General features: G+C 62.7%; 9 protein-coding genes. 2 read left to right on the top strand and 7 right to left on the bottom strand.

The genetic code is table 11. The features are described from left to right. From AC0QTX_RS12260 to AC0QTX_RS12245, 4 genes are all read right to left on the bottom strand, one after another. The coding region (locus AC0QTX_RS12260) for a hypothetical protein (protein ID WP_474604110.1) at window positions 1-1,017 on the bottom strand (1,017 nt) is incomplete at its 3' end. A gap of 13 nt (window positions 1,018-1,030) precedes the next feature. Then, a complete protein-coding gene (locus tag AC0QTX_RS12255) occupies window positions 1,031-2,485 on the bottom strand; it encodes an HlyD family type I secretion periplasmic adaptor subunit (protein WP_474604109.1) in 1,455 nt (484 codons plus the stop codon). Beyond that, a complete protein-coding gene (locus tag AC0QTX_RS12250; RefSeq protein ID WP_474604108.1) occupies window positions 2,485-4,671 on the bottom strand; it encodes a peptidase domain-containing ABC transporter in 2,187 nt (728 codons plus the stop codon). The genes AC0QTX_RS12255 and AC0QTX_RS12250 overlap by 1 nt, the downstream gene beginning before the upstream one ends. Then, window positions 4,668-6,365, bottom strand: a complete 1,698-nt coding sequence (locus AC0QTX_RS12245) for a peptidase domain-containing ABC transporter (RefSeq protein WP_474604107.1) — start codon at window positions 6,363-6,365, stop codon at window positions 4,668-4,670. The genes AC0QTX_RS12250 and AC0QTX_RS12245 overlap by 4 nt, the downstream gene beginning before the upstream one ends. A gap of 461 nt (window positions 6,366-6,826) precedes the next feature. Here AC0QTX_RS12245 and AC0QTX_RS12240 point away from each other — a divergent pair, with 461 nt between their 5' ends. After that, a complete protein-coding gene (locus AC0QTX_RS12240; RefSeq protein ID WP_474604106.1) occupies window positions 6,827-7,717 on the top strand; it encodes a LysR family transcriptional regulator in 891 nt (296 codons plus the stop codon). Window positions 7,718-7,855: 138 nt separating this feature from the next. Continuing rightward, on the top strand, window positions 7,856-8,056 hold the full coding sequence (locus tag AC0QTX_RS12235; protein ID WP_474604105.1) for a hypothetical protein: 201 nt from the start codon (window positions 7,856-7,858) through the stop codon (window positions 8,054-8,056). A 267-nt stretch (window positions 8,057-8,323) separates the two neighbouring features. Here AC0QTX_RS12235 and AC0QTX_RS12230 read toward each other — a convergent pair whose 3' ends face one another. From AC0QTX_RS12230 to AC0QTX_RS12220, 3 genes are all read right to left on the bottom strand, one after another. Continuing rightward, on the bottom strand, window positions 8,324-8,539 hold the full coding sequence (locus tag AC0QTX_RS12230; RefSeq protein ID WP_474604104.1) for a hypothetical protein: 216 nt from the start codon (window positions 8,537-8,539) through the stop codon (window positions 8,324-8,326). A gap of 253 nt (window positions 8,540-8,792) precedes the next feature. Then, window positions 8,793-9,602: a LuxR C-terminal-related transcriptional regulator gene (locus tag AC0QTX_RS12225; protein WP_474604103.1), complete on the bottom strand. Its 810-nt coding sequence runs from the start codon at window positions 9,600-9,602 to the stop codon at window positions 8,793-8,795. 226 nt (window positions 9,603-9,828) lie between these two features. Then, a complete protein-coding gene (locus AC0QTX_RS12220) occupies window positions 9,829-12,123 on the bottom strand; it encodes a putative bifunctional diguanylate cyclase/phosphodiesterase (RefSeq protein WP_474604102.1) in 2,295 nt (764 codons plus the stop codon). Window positions 12,124-12,395: the final 272 nt, after the last annotated feature.

Below are 12,395 nucleotides of genomic sequence, written 5' to 3'. Positions count from 1 at the left end.
CAGGGTCGCGTCGCTGGGCACCCCGCCGAGCACGAAGCTGAGGGACTCGGACCCGTCGCTGTCGCGCAGCGCGCCGCTCAGGCCGGCAAGGCTCACGGGGGTGTCCTCGGACCCGCGGGCATCCACCACCGTGACGACGGGGGCGTCCGCCACCGCCTCCACCTGCACCCGGAAGGCGGTCTCGACCGCGGCGGTGCTGCCGCCGCGGCTTTCCTGTGCGGTGACGCGCAGGGTGAGATCGATGGAGCCGGAGAAGTGCTGGGGCGGGGTCAGGCTCAGCTGCGCCAGGTCGGCGGCCGGCACGCTCCAGGAGCCGTCGGCCTGCCGGGCACCGTGGGAGAGCACCGCGCCTTCCGGCACGCCCAGGAGGCTCACCGTCAGGTGCTCGGAGCCGTCCCGGTCCGTCAGAGCCGCCGACAGAGCAAGACGGATCCCAACATCCTCCAAACCAGTGACATCGCGTGCTTCCGCTGTTGGCGGGTCAGCGACGATGTTGTCAGGCTCCTGCGGATCGGGCTCTGATGTGGTGGGTGGTGTTGCGACGACAGGATCGTCATGGATGTCGGCGAACACCGGAGGTGTCGCCTGCACCGATGAGGCGTCCTGTTCAGTCGCGAGATAGCTCGAAGAGGATCGTGTCAGGTTCGCCCTCGGCCCGACGAGGGGTGTCGGCGCGGCAGACAACGGGAGCGCACCATCGGACGGTGCCTCGTCCAGCATGATCGGATGATCGGCAGGCGGTGCCAGGTCCAGCGGCTTCAGGGGCTCGTCCTGTGGCGCTGGCGTCAAGTCAGTGTCGAGCGGATTGATTTCGTGCGGCCTCACTGTGATGGCGCCGGACGGCCCGCCTCTCACCATGCCGAACGCCGCGACTGCCTCCGTTCCGCCCACCAGATTTCCACTGGCGCCGCCATCGCCCGTCGGGAGGCTCCGCTGCACCGCCCGCAGGGCGCGCAGGGCTTCCTCGTCAACCACACTGGCATCGAACGGAATGGTCATATCGGGTTGCTGGCTCATGCGATCAGCGTCCTCAGCGCTCGTGGAATGATGCCGCCATGGCGGAGTAGATCGGCTTCAGCAGGTATTGCAGCACTGTCTTGTTGCCGGTCGTGATGTCGGCCTGGACCGTCATGCCGGGCACGAGTTGCGCCTTGCTAGGATCGCGACCCACATGCTGCTGCTTGAGCGCGACACGCACGCGGTAATGCGGCTGCCGTTGTTCGTCGAGGAACGTACCGGCCGAGACACGCTCCACAAGGCCTTCCACGGCGCCGTAGCGCGCATAGTCGAAGGCCTGCACCTTGACGTGCACGGACTGACCGACCTCGATGAACCCGATGTCGCGCGGCATGATCCGCACATCCGCCACGAGCGGCGCGTCCTGCGGCATGACCTCCGCGATCAACCCGCCGGGAGGCAAGACGGTGCCGGGGCGGTGAACAGCCAATCCGCGCAGGACGCCGGGAGCCGGCGCGCGCAGCAGCGTCCGCTCCGCACGATCCTCCAGCTTGCGGACGACCTCCGCCGTTTCGGCAATTTCCAGAGCCACACGGGCCGCTTCCTGTCGGGCATCGTCCACGGCAGTGGACTGCATCTCGGCGATGCGGGCCTCGGCTTCGGCTAGGCTGCGCAGGGCCGTGGCGTGCTGGCCGTTCAGCCGCTCGTGCTCGGCTTTCGAACTCATCAGCAGACGCTGTGCCTCAAGAACAGCGAGACGCGTGGTCAGTCCGTTCCGGGCAAGCTCCTCGCGGATGCCGAGTTCCTTGGAATGCAGCGTTATCTGATCCTGTACGGCAGAGATCTGTCCCGACAGGGTCGAAATTTCACTGCGCCGCTGCGCCACTTGTTCGTGAAGGACCGCGATCCGATCGCTCAGGGAGCGCAGGCGTGCATCCAGGGCTGCGCGCTGCGGGCCGACGAAGAGACTGGCGGTCAGCGCTCGCACGGCGCTGCCCTCCCCGCTTGCATCCGCGATGGCAATGCTCGCAGTTCCGTCGCGGCCGCGCAGCTCCATTGCCGTTATGTTGCCCTCCGCCGCAGCCGTCAGACGCTGCGATTGCAGCTGCAGGGATTCGAAGCGAAGTCGCGCCTGCGCCAGTTCGGCCTGTGCAGCCGCGTCATTCATGCGCAGCAGAGGTTGACCGGATTCGACCACGTCGCCTTCATGAACCAGCACCTCGGTAACGATGCCGCCTTCGAAATGCTGAACCGGCGCCGGCGCAACCGTCGGCGCGAGATCGCCGACCCCGATGGCCACCTCCGGCACATGGGTGAACGCAGCCCAGGCGAGGGTTGCGGCCACCAGCAGGCCGGTGCCCAGAACGACGGCGCGCTCCAGGCCGTGGATGCGCAGTTCCTCCAGCGCGAGAACATGGCTGTCGGGGCGCGGCTGACGGCTCGCGCGGGGCAGAGGTGCCGTGGTGTGCTGATTTGTAGCCAGCGGCAGGTTCTCAACCTTGGGGGCGGATAATGCGGCTGTGCTCATCAACCAACTCTGGGACTGTTAGCGGCAGAAAGATTTGCGAAGGCCGCGTTCGCCAGCGGCACGCCCACCGGCGTGCGCGTCGGACGTGGGCCTGAGGGATTAGCAGGTTGATCGGCTTCCTCCACCTGCCCGTCGCGCAGGCGCAGGATGCGGTCGGCCAGCCGGATGTGGCTCGGCCTGTGCGTTGCCATGAGGATCGTGCAGCGTCCCCTGCGTGAGGCGATGACATCCGTAAAAGCCTTGGCGCAGGCGTCATCGAGCCCGGCGACAGGCTCATCGAGAAGCAGGATGGGTGCTTCGCGCAGCAGGGCGCCCGCGAGCGCAATCCGCTGCAGGATGCTGCGGGGCAGACGGCCGCTGTGGTTGTCGCCGACCCGTGTGTCGAAGCCTTTCGGCAGCGCCTCTATCGCTTCCAGAACGCCAGCCTCCGCGGCCGCCGCGCGCAGTTGCGCATCGGAGGCACTGGGCCGGGCCAGACGCAGGTTCTGGGCAATCGTTCCGTAGAGCAATCCGGGCGATTGCGGCACCCAGCCGATGCTGCGCCGGAGAACGGCCGGGTTGAAGGAGCGCACGTCATGCCCGTCGATCCGCACGAGGCCGCCCTGCGGGCGGTACAGGCCTGCTGTCAGCAGCAACAGGGTCGACTTGCCCGTGCCCTCTGCACCGGTGACGGCCACCACTTGGCCGGGCTGAATGGCGAAGCTGGCACCGGCCAGCACGGGCTCCGATTGCGGCAGATAGCGCAGAGTCACGCGGTGGAAGACGATGGCGCCCTCCTCTGGCGGCGCCATGCGGGCCTCGAGCGGTGGAGGTCGCTCCGTCTCGAGCGCCATCAGTCCATCCACCTGTCGGATGGAGGCCTGGGTCTGCTCCCAACGGGAGAGCATCACGAAGCATGTCTGCATCGGACCCAGGACGCGCCAGATCAGCATCATGCCGGCGATCAGCGCACCCGCTGTCATCGCGCCGGACAGGACGGAGAGCACGCCCAAGACCACCGCGGCCAAACCCGACAGGGTGACGAGCGCCTGGCTCGCGGCGAGAACCGAACTCGTCAGGGTGCCGACCCGTGCCGAGGCCACGGCGGCGGCGGCGGAGGCCGCTGCATAGCGATCGATCCAGCGCTCTTCGGCTCCTCCGAGCTTCAGCGTACGCACCGTTTCCAGTGCCTCGACGGCCAGGGCCTCGCGCGCCTGATTGGCGCGAGCGGCCTGATCGATGGCCAAGCGCATGGGCCCACGGGAGATCCAGAACAGAAGAACGAAGCCAACGGCCGTTCCCACCGGGACGAGCGCAATCCATCCGCCGAGAACCACCATCAGCAGCACGACGAGGATCGTGAACGGCAGGTCCAGGAGGGCAACCGCGAAACTGCCGGTGAGAAACTCGCGGATCGCTGCGAAATCGCGCAGGCGGGACACCTGGGATGCGGTGCCGGCCCGCTCCACGAGCGCAGTCGGCAGGGACAGCAGCTGGGTGAAGACGGCGCTCGGCACCAGCCGATCCAACCGTTCCGCGATGCGCAGCAGCGCGCGCTGGCGGATGATGCGGAAAAGAACTTCCAACATGACAGCGGCGGCAACGCCCATGACGAGCATGGGCAGCGTTTCCGGGCTGTACCCGGCGACCACCGTATCGAAGACCGCCATGGTGAAGATCGGGACCGCGAGCCCGAGCACAGCCATCAGCCCGCTGATCGCGAGCAAGGGCGGCAGCGCTCCCTGAAACCGCCGCGCGATGCCGCTGAACCAGCTCTGACGGGGCGAGCCGACATTCGCCTCGGTGGTCAGGATCAAGGTGCCGCGCAGCTTTTCCGGCGCACAGGGCTTCACAGCGCCTGTGGCGCCATCGAACACCAGAACCTGTCCTGACTCGTCGCGATAGACGACAGCGGCGGCCTTTCCGGGCGGCAGCAGGATGGCCGGCAGGCACCGCAGGTCAAGACCTCCCCGCTTAAGCCCCTGCATCCGTGTCGGATACCCAAGAACGGCCAGAGTGTTGCGCAGATCGGTCAGATCGATGTCGGGCTTTGCATGCGGAAGAGCCGAGAGGAGATCATCCGCGCTGCCGGACCACTCCATCAGCCACAGCAGCACCGGCAGGCAGCGGGCAAGGTCGGATGGAGCCAGAAGGTCCTCCGACAAATGCACCGGATCCCGGGGGCAGCAGTCCGTCGTGAGGCTCATGACACGCGCTCCAGAGAGCCGTCACGGATCGCGAACACCCGGTCGGCAATGCCGAGCGTCGAGGGACGGTGCGTGACGATGATGACCGTGACCCTGCCGCGCAGCCCGGCCAGAAGCCGGGCGAGCCGCGCATCGCTGTCGCCGTCGATCTGGGATGTGATGTCGTCGAGCAGCAGGATGCGCGGCTCCTCGATCAGGGCGCGCACGACACCAATGCGCTGGGCCGCGCCACGCGGCAGGGGCGTGGCCGAAACCCCAACGGGTGTATGCCAATCGCCCGGCAGGGCGCTGGCTACCTGATCCAGACCCAATTCGGTCGCCAGGCGAAGAGCTTCCGCCTCCCGGTGCGGCTGATGCATCGTGAGGTTCTGCAGGAGGGTGCCGCGCACGAGGGCCGGATCAGGGGGCACCAAGGCAACCTGCCGGCGCGCCGGTCCCATGTCGACCTGTGCGAGATCCTGTCCGTCGATCGTGACCCGGCCTTCGGATGGCTGCAGGTCGCCAGCGATCAGCCGCAGCATGGCTGAACGACCGGAGCCATTGGCACCCGTGACGCCAATGATTTCGCCAAGCTTTGCCTCCAGGGTCAAACCATCGAACAGCCAATCCTTATGGGGTGGGGTGCGCAGCCGAACGTTGTCGAGAACCACATGGCCGTTTGCAACATGGAGCGCAGGCCGCTCGAGATGCCGCTCCTGCGGGAGCAGGGCAATCTCCGCGACGCGTCGCCGGCTTTCCGCGAGCGATTGAAGACGCGACCAGAGGGCGACGCCCCCGAGCAGGGGCTGCATCGTGCGTCCCACCAGCATGGTGCATGCGCCCAGACCGCCGACACTGAGCTGCCCGTTCAGCACCATCTGGCAGCCGAAGGCTGCCACCCCGATGGTGGCGGCCTGAGCCAGCAGCTGCCCGCCCTCCTGCCCGGCCGAGATGGCTTGCGCCAGGGTCCGGCGCATCTGTCCGGAGCCGCCCTGCAGGCGCTCGTAGCGGCGCTCGAGCAGGGGCTCGGCGCCGAGAACCTTCATCGGATGGATGGAACTCAGCGTATCGAACAGAAAATTGAAGCGGCGCTCCTCAGCAAGCGCGAGGTTGTGCGCTGCGCGGCGCACGCGCCTGCCCGTCAAGACCGCGAGCAGAGCGACGCCGATCAACAAAGCCAGAGGCACCATCACGAGAGGGCCGGCGAGATACCAGATCCCAACCAGATAAAGCAGGGCGAAAGGCAGATCGAGCATGGCCTGCAGAGCAGGACCCGACCATGCCTCACGCAGGGTGCCGATGGCGGAAAGACGCTCCGCATAATAGCCGTTGCCGTTGGCTTCCAAAGCCGTGAGAGGAGAATGGAGCAGGCATTCCATGGCCTGGCGATGGGCTTGGGCCTCCGAAGTCGCCGCCATTCGGGCGAGAAGCCTGCCCCGCACGTGCCGGAGCAGCGCCTCCAGCAGAATGGCCAGAGTCACCATGATGGCGAGAACGACCAGGGTGCCGGTCGCCTTGTTCGGCAGAATCCGGTCGTAGACCTGCAGGAGGGCGGCCGGCAGCGCCAGAGCCAACAGGGTGATCAGCAGCGTCGCCTCGAGCACCGGCATGAAAAAGGCAATGCCGAACCGGCCGATCAGCCCCCTGAAGGGGCGTGTCAGCCATGGGCCCGAGGATGCCGCCATGGCCTCGGATGCGGCAGCAGACCTGTTCATAGCGCTACCTTTGGCCATTCGGCCATGGGGATGCAGAAACTCGAATTTTTCGGGGAGCATACCGGGCTTTCACCGGTATGGCGGGGCGGCATCATGCCTTTGGACGCGCATCGCTGAGGTGCGCCGGCCAACCCGCCATGAATTTGGCGTATCGCTACCTTGAACTTTCACAAGACGGATCGAAAAGTCAATAAATGCCTTTGCTCCACCTGAACTACCCTTAGGTAAAGTTAATGGAATATGCATTCCGCCATGACCGTATTTTAGGGAATACTACGAAGGCACGATACGCCCATCGCCGGACGCCAGAGGGATTCTACGGAAATGGCCTGGTCGCCTTTCCAGTAGCGAGCGCTCCCGATCTGGAATAATCCTTCGTGAGGCGCGGACCCGGATCGAGTTCCTGAAGTGATGGACCCGACCTGGTGCGGCGCCCCGGGTTCCCCTCTTGAGGATCTGTCTTGGATTGGGACAAAATCAGATTGTTCTACGAGGTGGTCGATGCCGGGAACTTCACCCGCGCCGGCGAGAAACTCGGAGTCAATCAGTCATCGGTGAGCCGCCAGATCAGCGCCCTCGAACACGATTTGAAAGTTCCACTCTTTCATCGTCATCCCCGGGGTCTCATCCTGACCGAGCATGGGGAGGTGCTGTTCCGCGCGGCCCAGGACATCCGCCTGCGGTTGGATGAGACCCGCCGTCGCCTCACGGAAACCAGTGAGCGGCCAGCCGGCGATCTCAGGGTTACCGCAACGGTCGGCATCGGAGGGATTTGGCTGGCGCGTCGGATCAAAGAATTTCTCGATCTCTATCCCGACGTGCGCATCCAACTGATCCTCACGAGCGAGGAATTGGATCTCGCCATGCGTGAGGCCGACATCGCCATCCGGCTGCGTCGTCCGGCGCAGCCGGATCTGATTCAGCGCCGCCTCTTCACGATCCAGTATCACGCTTATGCGGCCCACTCCTATCTTGATCGCTTCGGGGAGCCTGAGCGGATTGAGGATCTCGACAATCATTCCCTCCTCTGCCTGGGAGGCGACCAGCCGGCTTTCATTTTGGAGCTGCACCGGCTGAGCAGCCTGGGGCGCGATCCCAAGGATCCCCGCCCTAGCCGTCTCGTGGTGAATGACAGCCTCGCTCTCCGCAAGGCAATCGAGAACGGAGCCGGCATCGGCATGGCACCGGATTATGCCATGAGCGGCAACCCTGGGGTGAAGCAAGTTCTCCGGGACGTGCAGATGCCGACCCTCGACAGCTACCTCGTCTATCCGGAGGAGCTGCGGTCCGTTGCGCGAGTTCAGGTTTTTCGCGACTTCCTCGTGGCGAAGGCGCAGCGTTGGGATTTTTGATCCGGCAGCTCTTTCGGGCTACATTCACCGGGGAGACCAGAGAGCGGCCGAACCAAAGCGCAATCTCAATTTCTCCACGATTCGCAGGCTAGTAATTTCCCTGCAATCTCCTCCTCAAGAATGAAGCGGATCCGCCTGATGCCACGGTCCTTTCTTGCTGTTCTCGCTATTGCCCTTGGGTTTCCCTTCCTGATCCTGCTGGCGATCGTCTCTTCTGCGGCAGGTGTCAACGCAAGCGTTTTCACGAGCGCGCTCGGGCTCGTGATCATGTCGGTATCCCTGATGCTCGTCGTCTACGAGATCAAGCGGATCGCCGATCTGCCACCTGATGCCCATTGATCACGACTTTGCTCTCAGGCATTGGCGCGCATGTGCGCCGAGCGTGCCTGAGGATCCATCGTGCAGGACAATGAATCCTCAAGTCAGGTGACCGGATACTCTTTCCGTGATGAACGGATCGTTGCGGTGGGAAAGCGAACCCGCCTTACCCTCACACGGACTTTTGCGCATCGTGCGGACCATGGGCCAACTCAGACGGCGAGCATCGGAGATCGCAAAAGTGCAGGCCCACTTTTGGTCCGTTGCTTCCGGTCGCACATGATGGCTTTAGGCTGCGGCCCTTGATCGCTCAGGATACTCTTCGGCCGTGGCGCGCTGGAGTGCCAGCAGAAGAACGCCTATATCTTCTTCAAGAAGGCTGATGGCGTTGCGGGCATATTCGCGGAATTCTTCCCTGACCAGTTCCGCCTCGCCATCCCATGAAAAGTCCTCGTGCTCGGCCTCGAAAAAAGCACGAGCTACCAATTCCACTTGGTAATCCATTATTTGCCCCACCGCATCATTTAGCTGTTTGTTTTAGATTCAAACCTGGGGCGTCAGTACGCTTTCACTGGAATCTTTATCCGGCGCACCATCAGGGTGCTGTCAGGCTTAGCGCCGGTGCAGACTGATCCGCAACTCGCCACTTGGGCTACCTCTAAAGAGGTAGAGCACGCAGGCTTCTAGCCGCGTGCCCTACTTCGGATGGGACAATGCTTCGGGGAACTCTGATCGTCGGGCTGAGGCCCAGCAGGTCTTACTCTCCTGGGACCAATGGCCTGTTCTCCTGCGCCGAGGAGAAGTGACCGGCAGCCCACATGGCCGCCTGGGTTCTGTTCACTGCCTTCACCTTTCGCAGAATTGCCTTGATATGAACCTTGACGGTTGCTTCCGCTACTCCGAGTTCACGGGCAATCAGCTTATTCGAGGCTCCCTGGGTTAAGCAGCGCAAAATTTGCGCTTCGCGCTCCGAGAGCTTGTTCATGAGCAGAGCCGGATCGTTGGCAGGCGTGAGGGAAACTGGCTGGCCGAGGCCACTCGCTTGGCCGCTCCGAAGCTGTTCAAGCAGGTTCAACCCAATCGACCCTGGAATAAAGATCTCACCGAGCATCACGAGTTCCAAGGCCTTGACGATGGCATGACGATCCATCGTCGTCGTGCAGAACCCATCGAGCCCCTCCTTACAGATGTGGACGATCTCCTGCGGATCCATGTTGTCCGTAAGGACTACGACCCGTGCTTGAGGATATTGGTCCTTCAGGTCCTTGACCGTCTGGACATACTCTGAAGTGGAGCGCCCATCGCAAATCAGGAAGAGCACCGGTACCCCTTCCGGGAATGTGGACAGGGACGACAGGTCGCTGGTTTGCTCCGCGATGTCGAAGCGTGTGCCTGAAAGGATATGGCTGATGCCGGTCCGAAGAAGAACGTTCTGGCAGATGAGAACCGTCGTGATGTTCTGGAAAGGATCCTGAGCGATGGGAAGGATTTGCTCTTTGTAGACGACGTTATGGCCCATGCTGGCTCTAGCCCCCTGGTGCTGTTCATCGAAGAAGTCGAGGATCACGGCGCCGCCTATCCGAAATGTGCAGGCTAAACAAAAAGGGCGGGAGCCATGTCCAGGAAGCCGATCCGAATGGATCAGGCGTGGCGATAACGGTGCCTAGAAGATTTAGTTCCTCTTCCTCAACGTCACCTAAGGGGTAGCTCTTCGTGACAAAAGTTTCTTGTGACATAGCCTCGACTTCAATGATATAATATATAGAAAACCCAGTCTTAGCTTCCTGTTTCACTCATCCTGTTCTTAGAATAGGCGCTCCATTGATATGGGATTGCCCTTGATTTGAGGGCAAACGACTGAGCATTCGCGTGAGTTGTTCTTCCGGAATGGCCTTCGAGAACAGAAAACCCTGCATTTCATTACAGCCCGCCGTGTCCAGGAAATTCCGCTGCACTTCCGTTTCGACTCCTTCGGCCGTTACGGTGACGGACATGGCGTGGCCGAGAGCCACAATAGCCTTGATGACGGCGGCGGCTTTGCTGCCCTGTCCCAGGCTCTGGGTGAATGACCGGTCGATCTTGATCTTGTCGACCTCGAAGCGTTGAAGATAGCCCAAGCTCGAATAGCCGGTGCCGAAATCATCCAAAGCGATTCGGAAGCCTGCGTCCCGCAATCTCCGCAGCGCGTCCGTCGTCCTCCCGTCCTCCTCAAGGAGGACGCTCTCCGTGATTTCGAGTTCGATCCGGTGAGGATACCCTTCGCATTCGCGCACGATAGCGATCAGACGACCGGCAAAGTCACTCGACCTGAATTGCACAGGTGAGAGATTGACGGAGACGAAAAGATCGGGCCAGCGCCGGGAGGCCGTACAGGCTTGCCGCAGAATCCATTCACCCAGCGGGACGATCAGGCCGGTCTGCTCCGCGACAGGAATGAACTGGCTGGGCTGGATATACCCTCGTGTCGGGTGGTGCCATCGGGCGAGAGCCTCTACGCCGACAACAGAGCCGCCATGAGCAATCTGCGGCTGATAGGCAACCTCCAGTCCTTCCCCGGATGCCAGGGCCTCGCGGAGATCCTCTTCGATGATTCTGGAGATACTGACGGTCTCATCCATCTCGGGGGTGAAAAGGCGGTAGCAGTTCCGTCCCTCGCCCTTGGCGCGGTAAAGGGCGATGTCGGCCTTGCGCAGAAGTTCGATGCGATCGAGGCCGGCGTCCGGAGCAAGCACGAGACCAATGCTGGCGCCGACGAAGATCTGATTGCCGAGAACCTCATAAGGCTGGGCCGACGCTGCAAGAATACGCCTGCACAGCACCTGCGGCGTGTCGGTTCCGGCTGGGGAGGTTTGCACTATGGCAAACTCGTCTCCGCCCAATCGGGTGATGGTGACCCCGCCATCCACAAGCTTCGACAGGCGGACTGCGAACTCCTGAATGAGACTGTCCCCTGCATGATGGCCGAGAGTGTCGTTCACATGCTTGAACCGATCCAGGTCGATCATCATGACGGCAACCTGCTCACCGTCCTGGATCCGGGCGATGGCATGGTCCAGCCGGTCCTCGAACAAGGCGCGATTGGGCAACCCTGTCAGCACATCGTGAAAGGCAAGGTGATGGGCCTGCGCCTCGCTGGCTTTCAGCTCGAGAACCGTTCTCTCCAGTGTCGCCGTGGACTGTTTCAGACGACGCACCAAGGCCCCGAGCAGGAGAATGATTATGGCGGCAGCCGCAGCCATCACCGGGCCAACCGACCTGAGAACGCGATCCCCTGGAAGTTCAGGATTCCAGATGAAGTAGCCGATGAGCCTGCCGACATCCGACTTGACGGGCACGGAGACCTCACCCAGCTGAGGCGTGTCAGTGGCGGAGAAACGCAGCCCGTCAATCAGGTTCCGCTCGGACAGCTGCGTGATGAAGCTCCCATCAAGGAAGCGGATGCTGAGCAAAAGAAGCTCCCTCCCATGCGGATAGGGAACGTCTTCCGATTCAGGGATGATCTTCATGACACTGACGGCCGCCGGCCGGCCGTTGAGCTCGAGCAGATGTGCATCGTGAACAGCCTGACCGGTCTTCAGGTAGGGTGCTGTCACGAGGTCCGCGACGTGCGCTCGATGAGGGGAGTCCGGAGCTCCCCTGATTCCGGCGACGAGATCGCTGACAGTCGCCCTCACCCGTTCGTATTCCTGCGCGGGTACGCGGGTATCCCCGACCGTCGCGACGAGCGGCTCGTTGCGATCATCAAGGATATAGATTTCATCCTGTCCGAAGGTCTTGTTGAGCCACACGCCGAAATTGGCGTCGACCCACTTGAGGTCCATGGGGCTCTTGTTGAGCTCCACAACGGCATCGTCCCAGATGGCCACCATTTCCTGCTGCTGGGCGAGTTCCTGAACGGCGGCCCGAATGCTGGCTTCCGTTTGAAGGAGCTGACGCTCGGCGGAGATGTTATTGCTCTTGTCGACAGCCCAGAATATCGCACCCGCGCCCATCGACAGCGTCGTGCAGGCAACCAGAACAACCGGCAGAAGGACGCCGCGGATGAATGGCCATCCTGCGCGTTCGAAGGACAGAAAGCTAATCAACATGGCCGCACCGGAACGCCTCCGGACCTCGACCGGACGGCGGCATGCCGAACGATCAACCTCGGGCAAATGGATTTTGGGAACCAAACCTGCCGGACTCTCACCGACCTGACAGGGGGGCATCATGCCTTTGGGTGGCGCTGGACTGGCGCGCTCACTCAACCTGCCACAGGTGCTATGGTAGCGACGATAATGGGTACAGCCGGCAGCAAAAATCAACGAAAGAATTCACGCACTCACATGCTTCCGATTATAAAGTTAACGGTCCTTCCAAA

This window comes from Microvirga sp. jy35 (assembly GCF_056148915.1).
The sequence above is the reverse complement of the archived record's forward strand: the minus strand, read 5'-3'. Positions and strand labels throughout refer to the sequence as shown.